The sequence below is a fragment of the Haloferula sp. A504 genome (assembly GCF_044385805.1).
GTDB lineage: Bacteria > Verrucomicrobiota > Verrucomicrobiia > Verrucomicrobiales > Akkermansiaceae > Haloferula.
Map to the genome: position 1 here is coordinate 51,004 of NZ_JBISBU010000012.1, position 25,044 is coordinate 76,047.

The 25,044-nt window shown below is 65.5% G+C and carries 28 protein-coding genes; 14 read left to right on the forward strand and 14 right to left on the reverse strand.

Going from position 1 to position 25,044, the window contains the following annotated elements:
• Window positions 1-49: 49 nt before the first annotated feature.
• The 4 genes from ACG2LG_RS08250 to ACG2LG_RS08265 form a co-directional block, all read right to left on the reverse strand.
• Entirely contained in the window at window positions 50-628 is a 579-nt protein-coding gene (locus ACG2LG_RS08250) for a hypothetical protein (RefSeq protein ID WP_396258003.1), read from the reverse strand.
• Between the two features lie 70 nt (window positions 629-698).
• On the reverse strand, window positions 699-1,295 hold the full coding sequence (locus tag ACG2LG_RS08255; RefSeq protein ID WP_396258005.1) for a DUF4126 domain-containing protein: 597 nt from the start codon (window positions 1,293-1,295) through the stop codon (window positions 699-701).
• 78 nt (window positions 1,296-1,373) lie between these two features.
• Window positions 1,374-2,495: a fatty acid desaturase gene (locus ACG2LG_RS08260; RefSeq protein WP_396258006.1), complete on the reverse strand. Its 1,122-nt coding sequence runs from the start codon at window positions 2,493-2,495 to the stop codon at window positions 1,374-1,376.
• Window positions 2,496-2,547: 52 nt separating this feature from the next.
• The gene (locus ACG2LG_RS08265; protein ID WP_396258008.1) at window positions 2,548-3,006 is read right to left on the reverse strand and encodes a bifunctional nuclease family protein; all 459 of its coding nucleotides are present in this window, start codon (window positions 3,004-3,006) and stop codon (window positions 2,548-2,550) included.
• 107 nt (window positions 3,007-3,113) lie between these two features.
• Between ACG2LG_RS08265 and recJ the strand changes: the two genes are divergently transcribed.
• Window positions 3,114-4,826 (forward strand): single-stranded-DNA-specific exonuclease RecJ, encoded by a 1,713-nt coding sequence (gene recJ, locus ACG2LG_RS08270; RefSeq protein ID WP_396258010.1) that lies wholly within the window; start codon window positions 3,114-3,116, stop codon window positions 4,824-4,826.
• A 75-nt stretch (window positions 4,827-4,901) separates the two neighbouring features.
• Here recJ and ACG2LG_RS08275 read toward each other — a convergent pair whose 3' ends face one another.
• Genes ACG2LG_RS08275 through ACG2LG_RS08290 form a run of 4 tightly spaced genes read right to left on the reverse strand, consistent with a single transcriptional unit; the run spans window position 4,902 to window position 8,864 of the window.
• Complete coding sequence (locus tag ACG2LG_RS08275) at window positions 4,902-6,134, reverse strand: LL-diaminopimelate aminotransferase (RefSeq protein WP_396258012.1); 1,233 nt, start codon at window positions 6,132-6,134, stop codon at window positions 4,902-4,904.
• A 40-nt stretch (window positions 6,135-6,174) separates the two neighbouring features.
• Entirely contained in the window at window positions 6,175-7,566 is a 1,392-nt protein-coding gene (locus tag ACG2LG_RS08280) for a sulfatase (RefSeq protein WP_396258014.1), read from the reverse strand.
• Window positions 7,567-7,589: 23 nt separating this feature from the next.
• Entirely contained in the window at window positions 7,590-7,982 is a 393-nt protein-coding gene (locus ACG2LG_RS08285; RefSeq protein ID WP_396258016.1) for a hypothetical protein, read from the reverse strand.
• A 60-nt stretch (window positions 7,983-8,042) separates the two neighbouring features.
• Window positions 8,043-8,864: a family 16 glycosylhydrolase gene (locus ACG2LG_RS08290; RefSeq protein WP_396258018.1), complete on the reverse strand. Its 822-nt coding sequence runs from the start codon at window positions 8,862-8,864 to the stop codon at window positions 8,043-8,045.
• Between the two features lie 155 nt (window positions 8,865-9,019).
• Between ACG2LG_RS08290 and ACG2LG_RS08295 the strand changes: the two genes are divergently transcribed.
• Together ACG2LG_RS08295 and ACG2LG_RS08300 are read left to right on the forward strand one after the other, a co-directional pair.
• Window positions 9,020-10,099 (forward strand): hypothetical protein, encoded by a 1,080-nt coding sequence (locus tag ACG2LG_RS08295; RefSeq protein WP_396258020.1) that lies wholly within the window; start codon window positions 9,020-9,022, stop codon window positions 10,097-10,099.
• Between the two features lie 59 nt (window positions 10,100-10,158).
• Window positions 10,159-11,517: an L-serine ammonia-lyase gene (locus ACG2LG_RS08300; RefSeq protein ID WP_396258022.1), complete on the forward strand. Its 1,359-nt coding sequence runs from the start codon at window positions 10,159-10,161 to the stop codon at window positions 11,515-11,517.
• A gap of 27 nt (window positions 11,518-11,544) precedes the next feature.
• On the opposite strand, the gene alr is transcribed toward ACG2LG_RS08300, so the two are convergent.
• Together alr and ACG2LG_RS08310 are read right to left on the reverse strand one after the other, a co-directional pair.
• Window positions 11,545-12,657, reverse strand: a complete 1,113-nt coding sequence (gene alr / locus ACG2LG_RS08305; RefSeq protein ID WP_396258024.1) for an alanine racemase — start codon at window positions 12,655-12,657, stop codon at window positions 11,545-11,547.
• A 219-nt stretch (window positions 12,658-12,876) separates the two neighbouring features.
• Window positions 12,877-13,545 carry a hypothetical protein gene (locus ACG2LG_RS08310; RefSeq protein WP_396258026.1) on the reverse strand — a complete coding sequence of 223 codons (669 nt, stop codon included), beginning with the start codon at window positions 13,543-13,545 and terminating at the stop codon, window positions 12,877-12,879.
• Between the two features lie 114 nt (window positions 13,546-13,659).
• Between ACG2LG_RS08310 and ileS the strand changes: the two genes are divergently transcribed.
• The 3 genes from ileS to ACG2LG_RS08325 all read left to right on the forward strand — a co-directional run bounded on the left by ileS (window position 13,660) and on the right by ACG2LG_RS08325 (window position 17,794).
• Window positions 13,660-16,386, forward strand: a complete 2,727-nt coding sequence (gene ileS / locus ACG2LG_RS08315) for an isoleucine--tRNA ligase (protein ID WP_396258027.1) — start codon at window positions 13,660-13,662, stop codon at window positions 16,384-16,386.
• A gap of 61 nt (window positions 16,387-16,447) precedes the next feature.
• Window positions 16,448-17,008, forward strand: coding sequence for a signal peptidase II (locus ACG2LG_RS08320; protein WP_396258029.1), 561 nt, complete (start codon window positions 16,448-16,450; stop codon window positions 17,006-17,008).
• A gap of 45 nt (window positions 17,009-17,053) precedes the next feature.
• Window positions 17,054-17,794 carry a hypothetical protein gene (locus ACG2LG_RS08325; protein ID WP_396258031.1) on the forward strand — a complete coding sequence of 247 codons (741 nt, stop codon included), beginning with the start codon at window positions 17,054-17,056 and terminating at the stop codon, window positions 17,792-17,794.
• On the opposite strand, the gene ACG2LG_RS08330 is transcribed toward ACG2LG_RS08325, so the two are convergent.
• Window positions 17,763-18,314, reverse strand: coding sequence for a DUF2062 domain-containing protein (locus ACG2LG_RS08330; RefSeq protein WP_396258033.1), 552 nt, complete (start codon window positions 18,312-18,314; stop codon window positions 17,763-17,765). The genes ACG2LG_RS08325 and ACG2LG_RS08330 overlap by 32 nt on opposite strands.
• A gap of 20 nt (window positions 18,315-18,334) precedes the next feature.
• On the opposite strand from ACG2LG_RS08330, the gene ACG2LG_RS08335 reads away from it, so the two are divergent.
• The 6 genes from ACG2LG_RS08335 to ACG2LG_RS08360 all read left to right on the forward strand — a co-directional run bounded on the left by ACG2LG_RS08335 (window position 18,335) and on the right by ACG2LG_RS08360 (window position 22,683).
• The gene (locus ACG2LG_RS08335; protein WP_396258035.1) at window positions 18,335-19,288 is read left to right on the forward strand and encodes an undecaprenyl-diphosphate phosphatase; all 954 of its coding nucleotides are present in this window, start codon (window positions 18,335-18,337) and stop codon (window positions 19,286-19,288) included.
• Window positions 19,289-19,339: 51 nt separating this feature from the next.
• Window positions 19,340-19,990, forward strand: a complete 651-nt coding sequence (locus tag ACG2LG_RS08340) for a murein hydrolase activator EnvC family protein (RefSeq protein ID WP_396258037.1) — start codon at window positions 19,340-19,342, stop codon at window positions 19,988-19,990.
• A gap of 3 nt (window positions 19,991-19,993) precedes the next feature.
• Window positions 19,994-20,623, forward strand: a complete 630-nt coding sequence (locus ACG2LG_RS08345) for a hypothetical protein (protein WP_396258039.1) — start codon at window positions 19,994-19,996, stop codon at window positions 20,621-20,623.
• A gap of 117 nt (window positions 20,624-20,740) precedes the next feature.
• Window positions 20,741-21,451, forward strand: a complete 711-nt coding sequence (locus ACG2LG_RS08350; RefSeq protein WP_396258041.1) for a PEP-CTERM sorting domain-containing protein — start codon at window positions 20,741-20,743, stop codon at window positions 21,449-21,451.
• A gap of 8 nt (window positions 21,452-21,459) precedes the next feature.
• On the forward strand, window positions 21,460-22,176 hold the full coding sequence (locus ACG2LG_RS08355; RefSeq protein ID WP_396258043.1) for a uracil-DNA glycosylase family protein: 717 nt from the start codon (window positions 21,460-21,462) through the stop codon (window positions 22,174-22,176).
• A gap of 90 nt (window positions 22,177-22,266) precedes the next feature.
• Window positions 22,267-22,683, forward strand: a complete 417-nt coding sequence (locus tag ACG2LG_RS08360) for a DUF4405 domain-containing protein (RefSeq protein WP_396258045.1) — start codon at window positions 22,267-22,269, stop codon at window positions 22,681-22,683.
• 3 nt (window positions 22,684-22,686) lie between these two features.
• Here ACG2LG_RS08360 and ACG2LG_RS08365 read toward each other — a convergent pair whose 3' ends face one another.
• Both ACG2LG_RS08365 and ACG2LG_RS08370 read right to left on the reverse strand, forming a co-directional pair.
• Window positions 22,687-23,091: a type II toxin-antitoxin system VapC family toxin gene (locus tag ACG2LG_RS08365; RefSeq protein WP_396258047.1), complete on the reverse strand. Its 405-nt coding sequence runs from the start codon at window positions 23,089-23,091 to the stop codon at window positions 22,687-22,689.
• Entirely contained in the window at window positions 23,075-23,353 is a 279-nt protein-coding gene (locus tag ACG2LG_RS08370) for a type II toxin-antitoxin system Phd/YefM family antitoxin (protein ID WP_396258049.1), read from the reverse strand. The genes ACG2LG_RS08365 and ACG2LG_RS08370 overlap by 17 nt, the downstream gene beginning before the upstream one ends.
• A 35-nt stretch (window positions 23,354-23,388) precedes the next feature.
• Here ACG2LG_RS08370 and ACG2LG_RS08375 point away from each other — a divergent pair, with 35 nt between their 5' ends.
• Together ACG2LG_RS08375 and ACG2LG_RS08380 are read left to right on the forward strand one after the other, a co-directional pair.
• Complete coding sequence (locus ACG2LG_RS08375; RefSeq protein ID WP_396258051.1) at window positions 23,389-23,655, forward strand: hypothetical protein; 267 nt, start codon at window positions 23,389-23,391, stop codon at window positions 23,653-23,655.
• Window positions 23,652-24,290 (forward strand): hypothetical protein, encoded by a 639-nt coding sequence (locus ACG2LG_RS08380; protein ID WP_396258053.1) that lies wholly within the window; start codon window positions 23,652-23,654, stop codon window positions 24,288-24,290. The genes ACG2LG_RS08375 and ACG2LG_RS08380 overlap by 4 nt, the downstream gene beginning before the upstream one ends.
• 33 nt (window positions 24,291-24,323) lie before the next feature.
• On the opposite strand, the gene ACG2LG_RS08385 is transcribed toward ACG2LG_RS08380, so the two are convergent.
• A complete protein-coding gene (locus tag ACG2LG_RS08385) occupies window positions 24,324-24,932 on the reverse strand; it encodes a nitroreductase family protein (protein ID WP_396258055.1) in 609 nt (202 codons plus the stop codon).
• Window positions 24,933-25,044 lie beyond the last annotated feature (112 nt).

Genomic DNA, 25,044 nt, shown 5'->3' on the forward strand with positions numbered 1-25,044 from the left:
CCTCCCAAAGGGGGAACTACGAACTGAACTTCCGGACATTCAAGGGGGATCAGAAGGCGGTCCTGCCCGAAGCCATGCGCCGGGCCATGGCGGCGACGAAGCGCCACTTGCGAACGATGACCGGCTTGTTGGCCAGGCGCAGGGGGATCCGGCCCTTGTGACGGAGGAAGAAGTTGAAGACTTCGGCGAAATCCTCGGCGGGCATCTCGGCGGCGTATTCGGTGACGTGGTGCGATGGATCGTAGGCGCGCGCGGGCCGGGGGTCGTGGTAGTCGCCTCCGAAGGCGCGCAGGAAGCGGAGCGATGCGGTGAAATCGGGAAAGCAGGCCGCCACCGCGTGCGACCACTCGTGGCGCAGGATGTCGGTGAGCAGGGTCTGGCGGCCACGGCGGTCGCAGAGGTCGCGCAGGCTGAGCCGCGAGATGTGGATGTTGCCGGGCGTGCCACTATGCCAGCCGTAGAAACTGCGGTCGCGATGACCGAGGTAGAGGCCGACCTGGTCGAGCGGCTCGACCCACATTCCGAGGCGGAACATTTCGCCGGTCACCCGACGGTTCGCGGCGTCGAGGCTTTCCAAGGTGATCAGGTGTCGCGTGGCCGGGCGGCGCGGCCTCTGGGCGTAGGGCATGGCGGTGTCCGGAAAGGTATTTTCCGCCGTGCCCGGCGCAAGTCCACGGGTGGGTCGATGGAGAAAATTTTCAGGCCTCCGCGCGGCGCCGGGCGAGGCGCTTGGCGACCTTCACCAGGACGAAGAAGGCCAGCAGCAGGGCGAGGCCTCCCGCCAGCATCGGCAGGAAGATCGTGAGCACCGATCCGAGCAGCGACCCGAGCAGTTCCAGCGTCGCGACGGCGAAGTTGCCGAGGCCACCCGTGGTGGCGGTCGACGCTCCCCGGAGGGCGACGGAGCCGCTCTGGATCAGACCGGCGGTACCGCCTCCGGCGATGGCGGCCAGGGCCCAGTCGATGGCCTGGTTTCCCCCCGGGAAGAGCGCAAACGCGACCAGGGTGCCGGCGACCAGGGCGGCGGGCGTGGCGATCGTGTCGAGGGCGTTGTCGAGCCAGGGAACGTAGTAGCCACCGATCTCGAGGACGGTGGCCACGCCCAGGGTGATGATGGCCGGCGTGCTGCCGACCCAGGCCAGGTCCTCCCCGAGCAACGAGGCGAGTTCGAATCCCGCCACGCCGTCGATCCCGGCACGGACCGCCATGCTGGCGATGAACAGCGGGAGGAAGATCCGGAAGCCGCAGGCGGCGGCGAGTCCGATGCCCGCGAGGATGGCGAAGGTTTCGTTCATGGACCCCCGAAGGCTGACCCGGAAGTCACTTCAAGGGAATGGGAAACCCGATCGCAGATTGGAAAGGCCGTCAGGCCGTCAGGCCGCCACCGGAAGCCGCTGGGCCTTGAGCTCGGCGATGTGGCTCAGGATCTCGCGGATCTCGGAACTCCAGCGATCGATCGCCTCCCGGGAGAGCTGGACCTTCTCGGCGACGATCCGCTCGAGTTCCTGGTAGCTGGCGGTCAGCCTTTCATTGAGGGCCTCAAGCGCCTTGGTGGCCGACTCCCTCCATGCCGCGTCGTCGGAGGCGGCGACACGGGCCATTTCCGCATCGGCACGGCGGCGGGCTTCCTGCAGTTCGGCAAGAAGGATCTTCTCGTGGGGCACGCGCCGCAGGTTGCTCGCCAGCCCGACCTTCGACAGGCACCAGATCGCCCACTTGGTCGGGTCGAAGTTCCACGGCTTCACGCCGTTGCGATAGTCGTGCTGGAACTCGTGGTGATAGTTGTGGTAGCCCTCGCCGAAGGTCACGAGCGACATCACAAAGCTGTCGCGGGCGCTGCATTTCGTCGAGTAGGGCTGGCTGCCGATGGTGTGGCAAAGCGAGTTGATGAAGAAGGTGCACTGCTGGACGACGAAGACCCGCAGGACTCCGGCGATGAGGAAACCGCCGAGCGCGCCGATCGGCCCGCTGTGGAGGTAGCCGAGCACCGCCGGCAGCATGAGCCCGACGGTGAGCGCGATGACCTTGTCCCACTTGGCCTGCCACACCACCAGCTTGTCACGGCGCAGGTCGGCGACGTTGTCGAGCGGCGGCTCGGGGAGCGTCTTGAAGAGAATCCAGCCGATGTGGGCCCAGAAGAAGCCCTTCGAGATGTCGTAGGGGTCGTCGTCGTGGTCGGTGTGCTTGTGGTGGCGGCGGTGGTCCGAAGCCCAGTTGATCACCGAGTTCTCAAAGGCGCAGGCGCCAAAAACCAGGGTGAACAGCCGGACCGGCCACTTGGCCTTGAAGGACAGGTGGGAGAAAAGGCGGTGGTAGCCGAGGGTGATGCTCATGCCGGTGGCGAGCACGTAGAAGATGAACATGCCGAGCTGGAATCCGTCCATGCCGTGGTGCCAGAGGTAGATGGGGGCCGCCACCAGGGCCAGCAGGCTGATCATCAGGAGGAAGACCGTGTTGATCCAGTCGACACGCTTGGGAATTTCCGGAAACTTCATTGAGGGCGGATGCTTAGGCCGGAAAAGGCCTGCGGTCAACCTCCGCCGACAATCATTCGCCGCCCGGTCCTTGGCCTTTCTTGCGCATTTCTTCGAGCAGCGGGCTCATGTCCTCGAGGCTTTCCCAAAGATCCGCGACCACAAGTACGGGAGCTCCCGTGCGTACGCAGAGGGCCAGGCAATCGGATGGCCGGGCGTCGAGCTCGACAATCTTGCGCTCCATGATCTCGTTTTCCGCCTCCAGGATCAGCCGCGCGTAGTAGACCTCGTCCTCGACGGCGACGATGACGGCCCGCGAGACCTTGGCCCCGAAGCCCTCGAGGGCGTGGACGAAAAGATCGTGGCTGAGCGGTCGCGGAGGGGTCTGTCCGGCCAGGACGACGTTGATCGCCGATCCGATGGCGATGTCGATGTAGAAGACGATCACTTTCTTCCCATCGCCGAGAAACACCGCACATCCCGCCGGCGTGGGCATGAGGGCGATCGGTTCGACGCGAACGGTGGCAGCCATCGCGGGCACGCTCGCCTTTCCCCGGCGGGCTCACAAGGAGAGACTTTCGGTCGGGCGGGGTTGAGGGTTGTAAGGTCTGGAAGGGCGTACATACAGTGGAGGGACAGATGAGAAACGAAGTCCGCCAATGGATTCTCCGTGGCGAGCCTTTCCAGATGAATGGAAACGGCTCGGTGGCGGGATTCCCGGCGATCCTCGGGCATCTGATCGAGCAGCGCGGCCTGCCCGCAGGGGACCAACTGGAGGGCTTCCTGCGGCCGCGCCTCCGGGACATCGGCGACCCTTTCGAGATCGTCGACATGCAGCCGGCCGTCGAGCGGGTGCTGCGGGCCGTCGATGCCGGCGAGCAGGTCTGCATTTTCGGCGACTACGATGTCGACGGGGTGAGTTCGGTGGCGGTGATGCGCCGGATGCTCAAGGCCTACGGGCTCGATCCGAGGCATTTCATCCCGCGCCGCAGTTCCGAGGGCTATGGACTCAGCAAGGCGGCGCTCGAGCGCTGCATGAGCGAGGGGGCGAAACCGGATCTCCTGATCGCGGTCGACTGCGGAACCGTGTCCGTCGATGAAATCGCCGGCCTGCGTGCCGATGGCATCGATGTGATCGTGGTCGACCACCACGAACCCGGTCCCCGCGGCCGACCGGATGTCGTCGCGCTGGTGAACCCGAAGTGCGGCGGCGGGCCCGAATACCTGTGCGCCGCCGGAGTGTGCTTCAAGCTCTGCCACGCCCTGCTCAAGACGCGTCCGATCGAGGGCTTCGACCTGAAGTCGCTGCTCGAATTCGTGACCCTTGCCACGGTGGCCGACATCGTGCCGATGGTCGGGGAAAACCGGCTGATGGTGCGCCACGGTCTCAAGCGGCTGCCGGGCACCCTCAATCCCGGCCTGCAGGCGCTGCAGAAGATGGTCGGCATGAATGGACGCGCGACGTCGATGGACATCGGGTTCCGGATCGGCCCGCGGCTCAATGCGGCGGGCCGCATGGACGTGCCCGAGGATGCGCTCGGCATCCTGCTCACGGACTGCCGGCGGCGGGCGCTCGAGCTCGCCGAACGCCTGGAGGGCTACAACCGGCGCCGCCAGCAGCACGAGGCGAGGATCCGCAAGGAGGCGCTGGAGATGCTCGCGCAACGTGACCCGGACGAGCCGGTGATCGTGCTTGGATCGCGCGACTGGCACCCCGGCGTGGTCGGGATCGTCGCCTCCCGCCTGATGCGGCAGTTCCACAAGCCGACCTTCATCGTGGCGATCGACAAGGACGGGGTCGGCAAGGGCAGTGGCCGCAGTGTCGAGGGCGTGTCGCTGGTCGAGGCGATCGATGTTTCCCGCGAGCACCTGGTGGCCGGTGGGGGGCATGAAATGGCGGCCGGAATCTCCGTTGAGGAGTCGAAGATGGACGCTTTCCGCGAGAGCTTTTCGCGCTACGTGATCGAGCAAACCGACCCGGAGGCCCGGCTTCCGCGCTTGTATCTCGATGCCGAGATTCCGCTCGACCAGCTGTCGCTGGACTTTCTGAAGGACTACGAACTGCTCCAGCCTTTCGGCAACGGCAACCCGCAGCCGATCTTCATGGCCAGCGGCGTGCACCTGTGCCGGTCACCCATGAGGCTGAAGAACCAGCATCTGCGACTGCAGTTGCGTCAGGGCTACCACGAGGTCGACGCCGTCTTTTTCGGCGGGGGAGAGCAGGATCTTCCCGACCCACCCTGGGACATCGCCTTCACGATCGACCGCAACCACTTCCGCGGCCGGACCAGCCTGCAGATGATCATTCAGGACGTGCGGGCGGCGGAGGGGAGGTCAGGCACTCCTGTCTGACATGCATGGTCTCGGTGTTCAAGGAGGGAGGCGATGGCGCTCTGGCTGCGCGGTCAGACAGGAGTGTCTGACCTCCTATCCAAACACCGTCGCGATGCGTTGGCAGACTTCTTCGACGTTCGCGCGCGAGTTGAAGGCCGAGATGCGGAAGTAGCCCTCGCCCGCCGCACCGAAGCCGGCGCCGGGGGTGATGACGACCTGCGCTTCCTGCAGCATCTTGTCGAACATGTCCCACGAGCCGACGCCCTCGGGGCAGGCAACCCAGACGTAGGGAGCGTTTTCGCCGCCGTAAACGCTGAGCCCGGCCTTCCGGCAGGCCTCGCGCAACAGCGCCGCATTCCCCATGTAGTGCTCGATCAACGCGGCGACCTGAGCCTTGCCCTCCGGAGAAAAGACCGCGGCCGCGCCCTTCTGGACCGGGTAGGAGGCGCCGTTGAACTTGGTCGAGTGGCGGCGGCTCCAGAGTTGATGGAGCGGCACGCGGGTGCCGTCGGCGGTGCTGCCAGTGACCGTCTTCGGGATCACCGTGTAGGCGCAGCGCACGCCGGTGAAGCCGCCGTTCTTCGAGAACGAGCGGAACTCGATCGCGCAGTCCCTCGCGCCCTCGATCTCGAAGATGGAGTGGGGGATCGCGGGGTCCTGGATGAAGGCCTCGTAGGCGGCGTCGAAGAGGATGATGGCGTCGTTGGCCTTGGCGTAGTCGACCCAGCTCTTCAGCTGCTCCTTCGTGGCGACGGTGCCGGTCGGGTTGTTCGGGAAGCAGAGGTAGATCAGGTCGACCTTTTCCTGCGGCAGGTCGGCGACGAAGCCGTTTTCGGCGGTGCAGGGGAGGTAGAGCAGCCCTTCGTAGGATCCGCTTTCGTCGGCCTCACCGGTGTTGCCGGCCATCACGTTGGTGTCGACATAGACGGGATAGACCGGATCGGTCACCGCGATGCGGTTGCCGGCGCCGAAGATGTCGAGGATGTTGCCGGAGTCGCACTTCGAGCCGTCGGAGATGAAGACCTCGTCGGCATTGATGCCGAGGTCGGCATACTGGTTCTCGACGATGGCCTCGCGCAGGAAGGCGTAGCCCTGCTCGGGGCCGTAGCCCTTGAAGGTCTCGCGATTTCCCTGCTCGTCCACCCCCTCGTGCATCGCCCGGCGCACGGCCTCGGGCAGCGGCTCGGTCACGTCGCCGATGCCGCAGCGGATGATCCTGGCGGCGAGGTCGGGGTTTTCGTCGGTGAAGGCACCGACCCGGCGACCGATTTCGGGAAAGAGGTATCCGGCTTTGAGCTTGAGGAAGTTCGCGTTGATGGAGGCCATGGCGGCGGTGGTTTAGACCCGCGGGCCGGACGGCGCAAACTCAATCCAACGCCAGCTCGACCTGATCCTCGAAGGTCTCCAGCTCCGGATCGTCGACCTTCTTCATCCAGTGCCAAAGGGCCTTGGTCATGGCGCTGGTTTGGCCGGAATACTTGCCGCCCGGCTCATCGAGCAGGTTGTGCAGGCAGTCGGGGTCCTTGCGGATGTCGTAGAGTTCCTCGCGGGTGCGGTGGAGGTAGAAGTCGGCGCGGGCGCGGATCGCCGGGTCGTCGGCGTTGTTCATCGCCTTGAAGGTGAGCCCGCTCATCGATTCGTTGCGGAACTGCGTCTCGCCGTCCGACCAGCCGTTCCAGATGTAGAGGTAGTCGCCGTCGTTGACCGCGCGCATCGGCAGGCGTTTTCCGGAAAAGGGTTTCTGGTGGAAGGTGAAGACCTTGTTGCGGGCGGGTTGCTCCCCGCCCTTGAGCAGGGGCAGGAATGAAGACCCGTCGGCGCCCTCGAGGTTCCCGAGGCCGGCGGCGTCGAGGAAGGTCGGGGCGACGTCGATGCCGCTGACGAAGTGCTTCTTGTCGCTCGAGCCGGGATCGATGTGGCCGGGCCAGCGCAGGATCCAGGGCGTGATGTTCGAGGTGAGGTAGCAGTTGGTCTTGGCGAAGGGCAGCGGCATGCCGTGGTCGCTGAGGAAGAGGACCAGGGTGTTGCCGGCCTCGCCGCTCTTTTCCAACTCATCGAGGATCGTGCCGACGACCTGGTCGGCGCGGGCGACGGACTGGAAGTAGGTCGCAAGCTCGGTGCGGATGTCGGGCAGGTCCGGGAGAAAGCCGGGGACGGGCACATCCTTCGGATCGATCTCCCGCGGATACGGGACTTTCTTGAAGGCGTCGCCGCTGGACCCGGCGAAGGGCCGGTGGGGGTCGGCGGCGTTGGCCGTGATGAAGAAGGGCTTGTTGGCCTCGCCGGCCTCGCGGATGGCGCTGCGGACGGCTTTGGCATAGGCCCCGGCACTCCGGCCACCGCCGAGATCGCGCTGCTTGTCGATCCGGTCGAAGGCCGCATGGCGCGAGGGGACGACGTGGGCTTCCTTGGCGATCAGGCTGTTGTAGTAGCCGGCCTTCTTCAGGGCCTCGGGGAGGGTGGGGACTCCCGGCTTGATCTTGTCGAAGCCGAGCGCGCCGCTGGTCTGCGGGTAGCGTCCGGTCATCAGGACGGCGCGGCAGGGTTGGCAGATGGCGACGTTGACAAAGCCGCGGTCGAACTGGATGCCCTGGCTGGCGAGGCGGTCGATGTTCGGGGTGATGTCCGGAATCGGGCAGCCGTAGGCGCCGACCGAGTCGCGGTTCATGTCGTCGACCGTGATCAGCAGCAGGTTGGGCCGTTTGGCGGCGAGGACGGGAGCGGCCAGGACCAGGGCGAGGAGGAATTTGGCGATCATGGGATGGTGAGGGAGGATTCTTGTCAGAGGCTGGAAACCCCGGCGATGGCCATGCAAGTGCCGAAGCCGAGGGTGGGCGTGAGCAGGAGCTGGCCGAGGAAGAAGAAGCCCGCCTGCTTCCAGGCCCGGGCATTCCGTCCTTCCGGGCCTTGTTTGACCGCATTGATCCATCCGCACAGCCAGCAGCAGCCGACGACGAAGGCAAGCCACACGGCAGCGACGGCGATGGACGAGGGCGCGACGTCGCTGCCGGCCGAGTAGCTGAACATGATGAAACCGAAGACCGCGGCCGGGGAGGTGAGAGCCGGCATCAGCAGGCCGATCCAGAAAAGCATCCGCTCGCCGCGGGTCAGGCGTCGCTCGGCGGCCACCGGCTGGGGCTCGAGATCGGGGGGTGGCTGGGGTTCCATGACCATGGGTTCGAGCCTCGATGATTCCCGGTCCGGCCACAAGACGGCAGCTTGGAAGCTGTGACCCTACCGCTGCTGATAGATGCGCACGTAGTCGACTTCGTAGATCTGGGGAAAGTCGGTTTCCGAGGGATCGCCACCATTCGAGCCGATGGCAAGGTTCAGGCGCATCCGGTGGGGTTCGTGAAACGGATGGGTTTCGCCGGGGCCGGTCTTCGGGATGGGGGTGAGGTCGACCTCGTTGAGCAGGCGTCCATCGAGGTAGAAGGCGATGCGTTTTTCGTCCCACAGCATCACCCATTCGTGGAACTCCGCGTCCCAGGTCTCGACGTTGAATTCGTCGATGGGTGTGCGTGAGCTGTTCCAGACCTGTTCGCCCGATTTTCCCGCGTGAACGGTATTGGCGAGGATCAGGCCGCGGTAGAATTCCATGATGTCGATTTCCCCGGCGCCCGGCCACTTGCCGTGGCCGGTGCTCCAGATCGCGGGCCAGAGTCCGGCCTTCGCCGGGAAGCGGGCGCGGATTTCCCAGCGGCCGAATTTCCACGAGTGCTCGGGGCGGGTGATCAGCGATCCCGAGGTGTAGCGGGCAAACCGGCGGGCCTTGCGCCACGACCGGTGGCCTTTTTCAAAACCCGGGTTCGAGACCTGCTCGCGCCGGCCCTCGATGATCAGCTTGCCGTTGCGGCACGAGACGTTGTCCTGCCGGTACCACTGGAGTTCGCGGTTGCGCTTGAATCCCGTCTCGAGCTCCCAGATGGCCGGGTCGAGGCCTTCCACGGTGTCGAATTCCTCCGACCAGACGAGTTTCCAGGAATCGTCGCGGTCCGGGAGATCCGGTTCGGCGTGGAGGATGCCGGCGAGGGCCAGGTAGGGGAGCAGGCGCATGAAGGTGGATTCTACGGAGCCATCCGCGCCGGCTTTCGTCCGACTCCGGGTGACGCGGAAGCCTGCCAGAATGCATGCGGGAGCCAAGACCGGCGTGACTGCTGAGGCTTTTGCTTGCAGGGGCCGGACGAGCCGGGGGAGATTGTTTCCCGACGATGACCACTCCCTCCTCCGTCAACATCGCCCGCCTGATCTACCTGCTGGTCTGCGAGGCGGCCGGGCTGGTGCTGGCATTCAGTACCAGCGGGACCGGTTGGGAGATTCCGATGTGGGCCGGCCTGCTGGGCGGGTTGGTGGTCGCGGCCTTCTTCATTTTCGTCGAGACGCTGATCAAGAGCTTCACCCTGCGTGGCTTCTCCACGGCGACCTTCGGTCTGCTGGTGGGTTTGTTCTGCTCCTTCCTGCTGACACGGATCGGGTTTTCCGACGTGCTCGCCGCGGCGCTCAACCGCAACTTCGAGCTCGACAGCGGCGCGGTGATCGTGGGGCCCGACGTGGCGACGACGATCTCGCTGGGAGTCAGCTCGCTGCTCTATGCCAGCCTCGGCTTTCTCGGCGCGGTGCTCGCGCTGCGCAGCAGTCGCGATGACTTCGCCTTCATCCTGCCGTATGTGCGCTTCCGTCAGGACGGCACCACCGGCCAGCCGGTCGTCCTCGATGGCGAGGCGATCATGGACGGCCGCGTGCCCGTTCTGGTGCGATCCGGGTTTCTCGCCGGGCGACTGATCGTGCCGCGTTTCGTGCTCGATGAACTGCAGGTGCTGGCGGAGTCGCCCTCGCAGAACAACCGCCAGCGTGCGCAGCGGGGACTCGACCTGCTCGAGAGCATGCAGTCTTCCAAGGAGGTGCCGATCTCGATCGAGGATGCCGTCGGGATTTCCGACGACGAAACCATCCAGTCGCGATTGCTCCAAAGCGCCCAGTTGTATGGCGCGCGCCTGATGACTTCCGACGAGAGCCTGAGCAAGGTCGCCCGGCTGCGCGGCGTCGAGGTGCTCAACCTCGAGGAGCTTCTCGAGGCGCTGCGCCCGCAGGTGGTCGTCGGCGAGAAGATCCGCATCGCCCTGGTGCGCCCGGGCAAGGACGATCATCAGGCGGTCGGCTATCTTTCCGACGGGACGATGATCGTGGTCAATCATGCCGTCGACAGGATCGGCAGCAGCTGCGACGTGCGGGTCGTCAGCACCTTGCAGACGGCCAACGGGGTGATGGTGTTCACCGAGTTGGAATCGTAGCGGCGCGACTCGTCCGCAGGGAATTGACATCGGGGTGGAATCCGGATGGGTTGCGAGCCGTGATTTCCGCCCTCGAACTGTTCACAATCGGGATCGGTCCGTCATCGTCCCACACCGTGGGGCCGATGCGTGCGGCGGCGCGCTTTGCCCGGTCGCTCGAGGGTCTGGCCGTCGCGCGGGTGCGCTGTGATTTTCATGGCTCGCTGGCGGCGACGGGAAGGGGGCACGGGACGGATGGGGCGACGCTTCTCGGGCTGATGGGAGAGACGCCCGAAGACGTGGATGTGGACGCGGTGCCGGCGCTGCTCGGGCGGATCCGTGAAACCGGGCGGTTGATCCTGCCGGACGGGCGGGAGATTTGTCTGGATGAGAAGCAGGACCTGTCGTTCAAGCGTCTCCGGCCGCTTCCGGCGCATCCCAACGGCATGCATTTCGTCGCCCTCGATGCGGAGGGGGCCATTCTGGTCGAGGAGGTGTTCTATTCGCTGGGAGGCGGGTTTGTCGCCACCGAAGCCGAGATGGAGGCCGGGCCGGTCCCGGGCCTGAAGGTGATCCATACTTTCGCCTCGGCGGCCGAGCTGCTCGAGAACTGCCGCTCCACAAGATTGTCCATCAGTGAATTGATTCTCGCCAACGAGGAGGCCTTCCGGCCGGAGGCGGAGACCCGCGAACGACTCGACCGGATCTGGAAGACCATGCAGGCCTGCGTGAAGCGTGGATGCAGCGTTTCCGGCACCCTGCCGGGCGGCCTCGCCGTGGCCCGGCGGGCGAAGAAGATCTACAAGACGCTCCGCAGCAAGCAGGAGTCCGCCCTGTCGGACCCGCTGTCGGTGCTGGACTGGGTGAATCTCTACGCGCTGGCGGTCAACGAGGAGAATGCGGCGGGTGGTCGGGTCGTGACCGCTCCGACCAACGGGGCCGCGGGGATCATTCCCGCCGTGCTTCACTACGCGGTGAGGTTCAAGCACTCGCCGCATGCCGACGGGGTGCACCGGTTTCTGCTGGCGGCTGCGGCGATCGGCATGCTCTACAAGCGGAACGCCTCGATTTCCGGTGCCGAGGCGGGATGCCAGGGTGAGGTGGGGGTGGCGTGTTCGATGGCGGCGGCCGGCTTGGTCGAGTATCTGGGGGGCACGCCGCTGCAGTGCGAGAATGCCGCGGAGATCGGGATGGAGCACAACCTGGGCCTGACCTGCGACCCGGTGGGTGGCCTCGTCCAGATCCCCTGCATCGAGCGCAACGCGATGGGATCGGTGAAGGCGATCAATGCGGCACGACTCGCGATGAGCGGCGACGGCAAGCACCACGTCACCCTGGACAAGGTCATCAAGACCATGCGCGACACCGGCCGCGACATGAAGAGGAAGTACAAGGAGACCTCTCGCGGCGGGCTGGCCGTGAACGTGGTGGAGTGTTGAGCCGCCTGCGGCGGCAGTGCCGGGTGATCAGTGATCAGTGATCAGTGGATGATGCACCCGGGTCACTCGGGGGGTGATGCCGGTGAGGATCTCCCAGGCAATCGTGCCGGCCTTGGCGGCGAGTTCATCGACCCGCAGGTTGGTGCCGAAGAGTTCCACTTCGTCGCCAACCGCGATGCCGGCGTCGGTGGCATCGACCATGATCTGGTCCATCGTCACCCGGCCGATCACCGGCAGGCGCTTGCCGCCGACGACCACCTCCGTGCCCTTGTCCGAAAGCGAGCGCGGGTAGCCGTCGCCGTAGCCGATGCCGATAGTGGCGACGGTGGTCGGCCGCCGGGTGACAAAGGTGCGGCCGTAGGAAACGCCGTGGCCGGCTGGCAGTTCGCGGATCAGGGTGACCCGCGATTTCAGGCTCATCACGTTGCGCAGGCGGTCCTGGTGGCCGGGCAGGGGCGAGATGCCGTAGAGCATGAGGCCCGGGCGGACCAGGTTGCACGGTGAGTTGTCGTAGCCGAGCAGGCCGGCGCTGTTGGAAAGGTGGATCCACTCGAAGCGCTCGCGACCGCCGAGCTGCCCGACGATTTCCGCGAAGCGCTCGAACTGGTCGCGGGTGAAGGTCTCGTCCTCGTCGGCGCTCGGCAGGTGGGACCCGATGCCCTCGATCTCGATGCCGCCCAGCGCCTCGAGCTGCGGCAGGATGCCGGGCAGGACGTCGGGGACAAAGCCGCCACGGCCCATGCCGGTGTCGACGGCGAGGTGGCACTTCAGGCGGGTCCCGTCAGCGGTGGCGAGTTCGGAAAAATGGCGGGCCTCTTCCAGACTGGAAAGACAGGGCGTCCAGCGGCGGGCGACGACCTCGGCGCGCTCGGCTTCCCAGGTCGCACCGAGCAGATAGAGGCGGGTGGTCACGCCGGCATCCGCGATCCGGCGGGCCTCGCCGACATTGGCGACCCCGAAGAAGGCGATCTCTTCGCCGGCGAGGGTCCGGGCGATCTCCTCGAGGCCGTGGCCGTAGGCGCCGGCCTTGACCACCGCCATGACACGACAGCCGGAAATCTCGCGGGCGATGGCGAGATTGTGGCGAAGGGCATCGAGGTCGATCTCGGCCCAGGCGCGGGGAGGTGAGGGGGCGGGCATCGCTTGCTTGGACCTAGGGGAACCGCCAGAGGGCCCGGGTGCAAAGCAATTGTGATGGAGTCATGGGATGGAGCGCCGGGTTTACCCGGCTGGAGCCCGGGTGCCTGTTCTCAAGTGCCTTCGAGCCTTTGCATCCATCACGAATCCATATCGATGGAGGAAGAACGTGTGCCGGTGGGTTGGCTCGCCGAGGCTCCCTCCTTGGGCGGCCCCCGGCGTTCAATTCGGAAACTCCGGATGCCGGATGTCGATGGGGCGATTTTGCCAGATGGGACGGGCGGGGTCGAAGAGCAGTGTGCCGTCGGGGAGGAGGATCTCGCCGTGGCGGTTGACGGTGCAGGGCAGGGTCGAGCTGTCGATGAAACGAACCACCACCTTTCCTCCATAGGTCCGATGGGCGAGGTGGGAGCCGGTCCTCATTGGCGCGATGAGCAGGGGATACTCTGGATCGAGCGAGGTGTTCAGGCCGTAAACGTAGCTCAGGCCAGCTTCGCCGGGCTTGAGGGCCTCGGTGGCGAAAGGTTGGGTGAGATTGTCGGGCTTGCTGCTGCCTTCGGGATGGGTGGCGAAGAAGATGTCTTCGCTCTGAATTCCGTAGGCGATGAGTTGGCGGAAGCAGTCGTTGGCCGAACCGGTCGGTGGGCCGGGATCCGTCCCGGTCGCGTCCATCACGAGCGATCGGGTTTCTTTGGTAGGGAAGCTTCCAAATTCCTGGTCGAACTCAAGAAAAGCGCAGGAGAGTGAGCGGGTGTTGCTCAGAGCTTCAGTGTAGTTGGCCGACTTCTGTTGCCCTGTGATCAACGGAACCGAGACCATCACCACGATGGCGAGGACCAGGCAAAACACCACGACCTCCACCCGCTTGATCCGGCGTTTGGCAGGGGTCATGGGGGCATTGAAACCCCTTCAAGCCCTTGTGGACGAGGGGAAAACCGCCCTCAGCCCCGATGGTTGACCCCCGGGGGGCGGGTTGCTAGCGTCCGCGCCCTTTTCCACAGTCCCATGAGCGCCGACTACAAAGACACGATCCTGCTGCCGCGCACGGATTTCCCCATGCGGGGGGATCTGGTGAAGCGTGAGCCGGAGCGACTCGCCCGCTGGGAATCCGAAAGTCTTTACGAGCGAATTATCGCCCGGCGTCGCAAGCAAGACGCGCCGAAGTTCGTCCTCCACGACGGCCCGCCCTTCGCCAACGGCGATGTGCACATGGGCACGGCGCTCAACAAGGTGCTCAAGGACCTGGTGGTGAAGTCGAAGACGATGGCCGGCCACGAGGTGCCCTTCATCCCCGGCTGGGACTGCCACGGGCTGCCGATCGAGTTCAAGGTGGTGCAGCAGACCCAGGGGCTGGAGCCCGCCGAGATCCGTCGCCGCTCGACCGAGTTCGCCGAGAAGTTCATCGAGATCCAGCGCGGGTCCTTCAAGCGGCTCGGCGTCTTCGGCGACTGGGAGAATCCCTACCTGACCATGGATCCGGCCTACGAGGCCGAGGTCGTGCGCGTCTTCGCCAAGCTGGTGGAGGATGGCGTGGTGTATCAGTCGAAGAAGCCGGTGCAGTGGAGCTACGGGGCCCACACCGCCCTGGCCGAGGCCGAGGTCGAGTACCAGGACAAGATCAGCCCCTCGATCTTCGTGAAGTTCGCGCTGACGCCGATGGCGGCGTCGAAGCTCGGCATCGGCAATGCCTCGATCGCGATCTGGACGACCACCCCGTGGACGCTGCCGGCCAACCTGGCCGTGGCGGTGCACCCGGAGTTCACCTACGTCGTCGGGCAGTTCGACGGCAACGGCCGCAAGGAGATCCTCGTGGTCGTCCGCGAGCTGGTCGACGAGCTCTGCGAGAAGACCGGCATGCGCCTGGTCACCACCCTCAAGGAGCTGAAAGGCCGTGAGCTGGAAAATCTGGAGGCACGCCATCCCTTCCTCGACCGGCCCTCGAAGATCATCCTCGGCAACTTCGTCACGACCGAAACCGGCACCGGCGCGGTGCACATCGCCCCGGGTCACGGCGCGGACGACTACGCGGTCGGGCGTCAGTATGACCTCGGCGTGCTTTCCCCGGTCGATGACGACGGCAACTTCACCGACGAGTGCGGCGTGCCGGACCTGGTCGGCAAGCACGTCTTCGAGAGCAACGAGCGGGTGATCGAGATCCTCACCGAAAAGGGCGTGCTGCTGGCGCGGGAGGACTACCATCACAGCTATCCGCACTGCTGGCGCTCCAAGACGCCGATCATCTTCCGTGCGGTCGAGCAGTTCTTCATTTCCATCGACACGCTGCGCGACACCGCGCTGGCGGAGATCGGCAAGACCGAGTGGCTGCCCTCCTGGGGTCGCAACCGGATCCATGGCACCGTCGAGGCGCGGCCCGACTGGTGCATCTCGCGCCAGCGCACCTGGGGGGTGCCACTGCCGGTGTTCTTCAAGGACGGCCAGGCGGTGCTTTGCGCCGACACCGCGCGCAAGGTGGCCGATCTCGTCGAGAAGGAGGGCACCAACGTCTGGTTCGAGCTTTCCGACGAGGAGATGTGCGAGCGGCTGGGCCTCGAGAAAGGCCTGACGAAGTGCCGCGACACGCTCGACGTGTGGATCGATTCCGGATGCTCGCATGTGGCGGTGCTCGAGAAGCATCCGCAGCTGGATGCGCCGGCCGACCTCTATCTCGAGGCGACCGACCAGCACCGCGGTTGGTTCCAGAGCTCCTTGATGATGAGCGTCGCCTGGCGTGGCTGCGCTCCCTACAAGTCGGTGCTCACGCACGGCTTCGTCGTGGACAAGGACAAGAAGAAGCTGTCCAAGAGCGAGGCCGAGAAAAGCGGCAAGCCGATCGATGCGGCGCACTTCTACAACAAGTACGGCTCGGACATCGTGCGCCTGTGGGTGTCGTCGGTCGACTGGCAGAACGAGGTGCCATTCGGCGAGGATCTCTTCAAGCAGGTCGCCGAGCCCTACCGGCGCCTGCGCAACACGCTCCGCATCCTGCTCGGGAACCTGGAGGGTTTCGACCCCGGGGACGACCGGGTGGCCGCCAGCCACATGCCGGCGCTGGACAAGTGGATCCTCGAGCGCCTGCACGACGTCGTGGGCGAATGCCGCAAGGCCTACGAGCGCTACGAATTCCGCAAGGTCTTCAACGAGCTGAACCAGTTTTGCGCGACGGACCTCTCCGCCGTTTACATCGATGCCACCAAGGACCGGATGTATTGCGACGCCGCCAAGTCGGTGCGACGCCGCGCCACGCAGACGGCGATGTACGACATCTTTAGTAGCCTGACCCGGCTGCTGGCGCCGATCCTGGCGTTCACGGCCGACGAGGCCTGGGAATTCGCCCCCTTCACCGAGGGCAGCGTGCACGAACAGGACTTTCCCGAGCCGGATCCGGCCTTCGCGGGGGGCGAGGCGACGAAGAAAATCGCGCGCCTTCTCGAGATCCGTCACGACGTCCAGCAGGCGATCGAGGAGCGGGTCAAGGCCAAGGCCTTCAAGAAGAACAACGAGGCTTCGGTGAAGCTGGTCGTGAAGGAGGGAGAACCCGCCTACGACCTGCTCAACGACGAAACCTTCGCCAAGGAGTTCTTCATCGTCGCAGGATTCGAGGTGACGGTGGGGGGCGAGTTCTCGGTCAAGGTCGAGAAGGCCGACCACGGGATGTGCCCGCGCTGCCGGCGCTACGAGCCGCTGGTCGATGAAGTCTGCGAGCGCTGCGCCGGAGTGGTGGCTCGCGCCTGAAGTTCCAAGTTAGAAGTTCCAAGTGCCAAACGAAGTGCAGCCGGAGGCTGGGGAGGGGAGGATGAGGCTCTGGCCGTGGCTGGTGGGGCTGACCCTGCCGCTCTACATCCTCGACCAGGTGACGAAGTTCTGGGTGATCCGGACCTTTCCGGTGCCGTGGGCCGACGCGCCGCTGGACGAACGCCGGATCGAGGTCATCCCGGGATTTCTCAACTGGGTGCGGGTGCACAACCAGGGAGTCGCCTTCGGCATGGGCAACGGTACCGAGTGGGCGCCGCTGGTGTTTCCCTTCGTCTCGCTGGTCGCCTTCGTGCTGATTACCATCGGGCTGAAGACGCGGTTTTTTGTCGGCAAGCTCGGCATGCTGGCGGTTTCGCTGCTGATCACGGGCATCTGCGGGAACCTGACCGACCGCCTGATCCAGGGATCGCTGCTGGAGGAAATGGAGGGGGCGCCGCTGTGGGAGCGCCTGAAGGAGGGCTACGTGGTCGATTTCGTCGACGTGGTCGTGCCGTTCACCGGTGGCTGGCATTGGCCTTCCTTCAACGTGGCGGACTCGTGCATCTGCATCGCCGCCGTCCTGCTCTTCATCGTCGGCTGGAAAGAAGAGTCGAAGCGCTGACGGCAGGCTTGCCACGGTGCCGGGGGATTGGGAAGGATGCGAGCCGTGAGGAGCGGGTTACTTGCGCTGATCCTGCTGTTGGGCGTGTCGGGTGCCCAGGAGCTCGGGATTCCCGTCCCTCCGCGGCCCGTAGGCGGGGTGCTCGACGAGGCGCGCTTGTTCGACCCGGTGCCGGAGCGTCGTGAGGCGCTCGAGCAACGGGTCCGAGCCCTTCGCGAGTCGAGCGGCTTCAACGTGTATCTCGTCTTTGTCGACAGCCTGATCGGCCGGACCGTTTTCGAGGAGTCCCTGCGATTGCGGGACTCGTGGCTCGAAGAGGATCCCGGCCTGGTGCTGGTCTATGAGGTCGACAGCGGAAAGTGGGAAATCAGCTGGACGGACCGCTCGATCCGGGCCGAAGGGCTGGAGCTGCCCGCCAGCGGGCCTTCGGAAGTCGGGCCGCGGAAACGGGTGGCCATCATGAGTCGGCTCAAGGCGCTGCCGGAGCCGACCGTGCGTTCGCGGGAAGACGCCGAGCAGTTGGTCGCCACGCTTCTGAGCTCGCTTGAGGGGTCGACGGTCGAGTTGCCCCTGCCGCGCCGGCATTTCGGCCGCTTGATCCTGCTGGGGGTGGGCCTGGCGGCGTCGCTGCTGCTGCTGGCGATGCTGATTGCCGCTTCGGTGCGGCGCGCCGACCGGCGGGCGGAGGACCGCCTTTATTTCCCCGAGATCGAGGTCGGCGAGCGCCTCAAGGCACCGCGTGGCGGTGGGGTCGTCAGTTCGCGGACTTTCGGGCCTTCCTCCTGAGCGCCGGGGGACGGATCGGCAGGGTGTCCGGAAGGATCGCGGAAAACGCGTGCACCAGCGGGTAGGCGATGAATGCCAGGAAGATACCGGCCAGGAGGAATCCGATGATGAAGTCGGCGACTCCCTGGGGCAGGCTGAGCTGGCCGACCCGGGGAACCGTGACATCGAGGTTTTCCCGCAGCCAGCCGCCGAGGCGGAACTGGGAGATGCGGATGAAGGGCTCGGTCAGCGGGTTGCTGACGAAGCAGGCCGCCACGGCGAAGGGGACGTTCACGCGCGAGCGGACGGCGATGGCCGCGGCCGCGAGCGTCTGCATGGGCATCGGCATCATGGCGAAGAAGAAGCCGATCGCCATGCCGCCGGCCACGGTGTCGCGGCAGGGGTGCCACAGGGAGCGGTCGAGCAGGCGGTTGCGGATGCCGTTCCACCACTCGAAGCGCCGCAGCCGCCGGTGCCGAATGAGCCGGTGCACCTTCCGGACAAGGCGCAGGTAGCGGACTTTCCAGATCCGGGGCGGCATGGGAGAGAGTCCCTCCATCCATGTCCGGAATCAATGGCAAATGCCTTGCCCCCGGCGATGCGCGCCGCATGCTGCGCCCCGCGCACATGAATCCGCTTCAAGCCTTCATCCTCGGAGTCGTCGAGGGTCTCACGGAATACCTGCCGGTCAGCTCGACCGGGCACCTGATCGTCGCCCAGCGATTCATGGGCATCGGGATGGAGGGGCAGGCGAAGCAGGCGGCCGATTGCTTCGCAATCTGCATCCAGGCCGGGGCGATCCTGGCGGTGCTCGGGCTTTACTGGCCACGCGTGCAGCAGATGCTCAAAGGTCTGCTCGGCAAGGATGCCGAAGGGCTGAAGCTTGTCGGTGCGATGATTGCCGGCTTCCTGCCGGCGGCGGTGATCGGGATCCTCCTCAACGACGCCATCGAGGCGAAACTTTTCGGCCTGAAACCCGTGGTCGGGGCCTGGCTGGTCGGCGGCGTGGCGATCCTCTTCGTCGACCGCTGGATGAAGCGCGGCGGCGGATCGAAAGGGGTCGATCTCGCCGAGATCACCTGGAAGATGGCGCTGGTGATCGGCTTCGCCCAGTGCGTGGCGATGTGGCCGGGCACCAGCCGCAGCCTGATGACCATCCTCGGCGGCGTGCTCGTCGGCCTGAGGTTGGCCGCAGCGGTGGAGTTTTCGTTCCTGCTGGGCGTCGTGACCCTGACGGCGGCGACGGCGAAGAAGGCGGTGTGGCCGATCGAGGGGATCGATGCGAAATACGACACGGCCTTCGGGGGTGCGCTGCTGATGTGGGAAAGCTACGGATTTCTCCCGCTCCTGATCGGGGTCGTCGCGGCCACGGTGTCGGCCGCGGTCGCGGTGAAATGGATGGTCGGCTACCTCAATCGCCGGGGCCTCGGGGTCTTCGGTTGGTACCGGATCGCGGTCGGAATTGCCGTGGGCATCCTGATTTTCACCGATTTCCACGGTTTTGGCAGCATTTGAGGTGAGGGGATTTCGCTTGCCCGGGGCGCGGTGGGGGCGTGGACTTGCGGGGTGATTTCCCTCAGGAAAACCGGGATCGCCCTCGTTCTCATGCTGGCGCTCTCCGCAGGCTCGGCCGCGGCCAAGACCGTGCGGATTCCGATTGCCGATGGTTTCGACTTCCCGGTCGGGAAACCGGATGCCGCGGGCTACTACAAGGCGCGGGGGCTGAGGCTGCGCTCGCCCACGCATTTCGGCGATGACTGGAACGGCAGGGGCGGGGGGAACACCGATCTGGGCGATCCGGTGTATTCGGTTGCAAACGGGATCGTCGTCTGGGCCTACGACCTGCGCGGCGGATGGGGCCGGGTGGCGATCATCCGCCATGCCTATCGCGAGCCGAAGACCGGCCAGGTGCGCTACTGCGACTCGCTCTACGGCCATTTGCGGGATATGAACGTGAAGGTGGGTCAGGAGGTGAAGCGGGGCGACCAGATCGGCACCATCGGGTCGAACCGCGGGATGTATGCCGCGCACCTGCACTTCGAGATCCGGCACAATCTGAGCATCGGCATGCACCGCAACAGCGTGGCCAGCACCTTCGACAACTGGGCCGATCCGACGGCGTTCATCAACAAGTACCGGCGTCTCAACCGGGAATGGGGCAAGCAGGCGGTGCCGACCGGCACCTTCAAGGAATACAAGGGATTCCGCGGGCTCTGAGACATGGCGATCCGGGCGAAGTCACCGAGCTGGCCGTTCGTCGCGCTGATGGTCATCGCGCTGGCGGTGTGGGGCGTCGAGCGATGGAAGCCCGGCCTGCTCCGCGGCCTCCGCGACCAGCCGGCCGACGTCGAAACGGGGGAACCCGCGGTGGTCGGCGGATACGAAAAAATCGAGGGCTGCACGTGGGTCGATCATGGTGGCAACGATGGCGACAGCTTCAGGCTGCGGCTGCCGGACGGCCGGGTCGAGGAGTTCCGGCTCTACTTTGCCGATTGTCCGGAGAGCAAGTTCCGGAGCTACGGTGGCGGCCGGAACAACCACGAGCGCATCCACGACCAGGCCGTGGATTTCGGCGTCGGTGACACGGAGGTCGTGGAGATCGGCAAGGAAGCCAAGCAGCGGGTGGCATCGATGTTCGAGGGCCGGTCGATCACCCTCTTCACCGAGTGGGATGATCCCTTCAACGACCGGCGCTATCACGCGTTCGTGAAGACCCCGGACGGGGCATGGCTGCACGAATGGTTGGTGAAGGAAGGTCTGGCACGGGTTCATACCAAGGGCGCGATGCTGCCGGATGGCACGCCGGAGGCGGAGCAGAGGCGGCGTCTGGAAGCGCTGGAGGGGCGCTAGGAGTCTGTCGGGATTTTCGACTGTGTTGAAAGTTCGGGACAGCGAAGCTCGGGGCTTTGTCTGGACGACGGGTGAAGACGGCGGTTAGGTTTAAGAACCCTCACCCCCCATCCCCCCATGAAGCTGATGAACTTCGTTCTCGGCGTTCAGGTGTCGGCCCTGGTCGCAACCCTCGACGCCCAGAATCTCGTCTACGAAATGCCCGCCCGGGGCACCTACTTTCAGATTACCGAAGGCACGGAATACGCCGACAGCGCCACGCTTGGAGGCACGGACCGCTTTGTCACCGAAGCCTCGCTCTTCGTGTTCTCGAATCTGGGACGAACGGGCGATGTGACCTTTTCGATCTACGCCGCCATCCCCGTGAGCTCGATCCAGCCCGGACAGCCCGGGGTGATCCCGGGTGACCTGGCGGCCTTCCAACCGGACGTCAACCCGCTGGCATCGGTCACGCTCGAGGACTTCGTGTTTGCCGGCGGCGTTTCGACCGAGGTGGTCTTTTCCGGAATCGACACCCTGGTCGGCGACGACATCTTCTGGGCGGTTGAGTTCGAAGAGGTTTCCAATCTCTCCGGCTCCGGACTTTTCGGACCCTTCCTCGGGAATGCCGGAAGCCTCACGGTTCCGGGATCCGAAACCGATCCGAGTCGGCTCTACAGCCGAAGCGAAGGAGTTTTTGACAATGCCTGGGTGGTGACCTCGGTTTCGGGACAGCCCCCCGTGACCAGTTCGCTGGCGGTCAGCATCACCGCCATTCCCGAGCCCGGCACCGGATTTCTCGTCCTCGCCGGTGCGATCGGATTGCTTCGCCGGCGTCGGTCGGCTTGAGTGCCGGCGTGAGCCGGAAACTGATCGAAGTCTCGCGCGAGTTGACCGCCGCGTTGAAGCCACTGCGGTTTTCCACGGCGAGCCACGTCTATCTGCCGACCGACTACGCCCGCAAGCCGCATGAGGCGTATTTGCGGCGCTTCGGCAAGGGCCCGAAACGGGTGCTCTTTCTCGGCATGAATCCCGGCCCCTGGGGGATGGCCCAGACGGGGGTTCCTTTCGGCGAAATCCCGGCGGTGCGCGACTGGATGGGAATCGACGAACCGGTCGGCAAGCCCGACCCGGAGCACCCGAAGCGGCCGATCACGGGCTTCGACTGCGAGCGCTCCGAAGTGAGCGGCCGGCGCTTGTGGGGATACTTCGCGGAGCGCTATCCGAAGGCGGAGGATTTCTTCGCGGACCACTTCGTGGCCAACTACTGCCCGCTGGTCTGGATGAGCGGGAGCGGGGCGAACATCACGCCGGACAAGCTGCCGAAGCCGGAGATGGAGCCGGTGGAAGAGGCGTGCATGGCGCACCTGGCCACGGTGCTCAAGCTACTGCGTCCGCAGTATTTGATCGGTGTGGGTGCCTACGCCGAGGGCAAGCTGGCGGAGGCGGCGGAAGCGGTGGGTGCCGATTCCATCATCGGGCGGGTACTGCATCCCTCGCCCGCGTCACCCGCGGCCAACCGCGGCTGGGCCGGGGCGGCGGAGAAGCAGCTGGGGGCGCTGGGGGTCCTCTGACGGCTTGAAGGTTGGCGGCATCGGAAATGCGGGCTTTCGGCGGACCGGTGCGCAGCAAGGGAGAGTCGGGTGGTGCGAGGGTCGGATACGATGAGTGCGAAACCGTCTCCACGGACGCGGGTGCCGAAGGTGTTCAATGGGCTGATTTGGCTGAACTTCTGTGCCCTGGCCGGCACCGGACTCCTGCTGGCGTGGCGTCTGCCGCCCGGATCCCGGGGAGGCCGCGGTCTTTCGGCGCTGGGCTGGGGGCGCCACGACTGGGGCGACCTCCACACCTGGCTGGCCTACGCCTTCCTCGCGCTGATCGTCGTCCACCTCGCGCTTCACTGGCGCTGGTTCTGGCAGATCGCCGCCCGCAAGCGCCGCTGGCCGCTGCTTCTGGGCGTCGGAGGGGGGCTCGCCCTCATCGTCGCCATGGTCTTTCTCCCGGTGAAGCATGGACCGGATGATCACGACGACCATTCACCCCGGCAGGAGCAGCGAAGGCACCGGGGAGGGCAGGAGTAGATCTCACTCGTTCCAATCTTCCCACCGCAGACCCTCGATCCGGGAGAAGTCGCGGGTGTTGAGCGTGGCAACGATCAGTTCGTGGCGGATCGCGGTGGCGGCGATGATCATGTCGAGATCGGAGACCACCTGGCCGAGTTGGCGCTGCCGGGCCTTGATCACCGAGAACTGCGACCACACGGCTTCGTCCGTTGGCAGGCATTCGAGGCGGCTCCTCAGTTGCTCGCGATAGAGTTTCCAGCGCTTCGGATTGCCCTCGAAATGCAGGCCCCATTCGACTTCCGCCCGGGTCGCGGCGGAGATCCGGCAGGCCTCGTCGCCGTTGGCCTGCCAGCGCTCAAGGGCGGGAAGAACGGCCTTCCTCCGGAGCAGTTGCGAGTAAACCGAAGTATCAAGAAGCCAGGTCATCGTCTTCAAAGGGATGATCCACGCTCGTGCTGCGCTCCTTCCAGACCTCCGGGAAATCCGGCCCCTCCTCTGGTTCCCCGGCCGTCCACGCTTTCCACGCCGCAAGGACGTCCTGGGCGGGTCTCTCGACCGGCTCCGGGGGCGAAATGACCACCAGCGGTTTTCCGCGTCGGCACACCAGCACCGGAGCACCCGTGCGGGCGACCCTTTCGCAGATGCTGCTCAACTTGGTCTTGGCCTCGAAGATGCCGATGGATTCCACCTCACAAACCAACCAGACGACTAGTTGGTTGTCAAATGTCTCATGCCTTTTTCGCACTGCTGGCGCTGGCCTTCGGTGACTGGCTGATGCAGGGCAGCGGGGCGGCGACGGCGATGACATGTTTCATGGCCCTGTGGTGGTCGGTCCGGCTTTGGTTGCAGTTCTTCGGCTTCGATCTGACCGAGACCGACGGCGATGGGCGCAAGCGTCTCGCCAAGCATGTGCTGACGCTGCTTTTCGTCTGCCTCGTGATCCTGAACCTGGCGCTGGTGGCGTGGAACCTGGGCTGGCTGGCAAAATGATGGGCATCGTGGCGGTATTGTGGGTGGCCGACGTTTGTGCCGGGCCGCTTCTTGCGGGGGTTCGCGGTGCCGCTTTCCGGCGGGCGGCGGGATGGGGCGGGGTCGTCGCCTTGGTGGCGGCCACCCATTCTGTGCTGGCTGACTTGGATGCGCTTGAGCGGATGGTCGGCATCTGCCTGGTGCTCCTCGGCGGGATGAAGGGCATGGTGTACGCCGAGTGGGCGCAGAAGCAGCGGCTGTCCTTCATGCGCTATCTTGCCTTCGCCAGCCTCTGGTTGGGAATGAATCCGGGGGACTTCCGCAAGCGGCTCGCCGGGCTCCAGTGGAAAGAGGACGCGGTGATGGGGGGCATCCTCTTCCTCGTCGGAGCGCTGGCCTGCGGGTGGGTGTGGTTCTGCGGCTGGAGGCAGGCTCTCGTCATGTTCGTGCCGATGAGCCTCGCCTTCCATTTCGGGTGGCCGACCGCTTATTTCGCGGTGCAAGGTCTGGTGACCGTTGCCGAGCGCCGCTCGGGTCGCGCTCTTGGTGCCCTCCCAACGCTGGTCGTTGTCGCCCTGCCGGTCGGCTGGGTGTTCCCGCCGGAGTTCCGGCAGCAGATCATGGAACGATGCCTTGGGATCTTTTTCCCGGCATAGCACCAACCCCAAGCGAGCGAGGAAGCTCGGACTTCAGCTCCCGAATCGGTCGTGGATGACCACTTCCGAGTCGGGCAGGCGCTCGCCACGGGGCCAGGCGTCCTGGGTTTGCTTGCCGACGGCGATCATGAAGCTCAGCGCGTGGTCGTCGGGAAGCCGGATGAGCTTGGCCACGGCCTCGGCATCGAAGCCGACCATCGGGCAGGAATCGTAGCCGAGGTCCTTGGCCGCGAGCATCAGGGTCATGCCGGCGAGGGCGCTCGAGCGGATGCCTTCGTCGCGGATGAGTTGATCCTTGCCGTCGTAGAAGGGCAGGATGGCGGGCCCGAGGATGTCCTGCACCTCCTGCGGGGCGTGGGACCAGTACTTCGCCGGATCGGCGCGGTGGGCACTGAGGTCCGCGCACATGATGAAGAGCACCGAGGCATCGGTGACCTGCGCCTGGTCCCAGGCGACCGCGCGCAGCTGCTTGCGCAGTTCCGGATCGCGGACGACCACGAGCCGGTAGTTCTGCATGTTGAAGGACGAGGGTGCGAGCTTGGTCAGCTCGATGAGCCTGGCGAGGTCGGCTTCGGGCATCACGTGCTTCGGATCGTAGTGCTTGATGGAGCGGCGGGCTTCGATGGCTTCGGTGACGGTCATGGTGGAAGTCGTTTGAGGTTGGAAATGATGAATAAAGATCGGGAGCGGAAAGGCGCAAGCAGTGGTTCCGGATGGACCGGGCTGCAGAACTCGGCGATGCGCGACAGCGTCG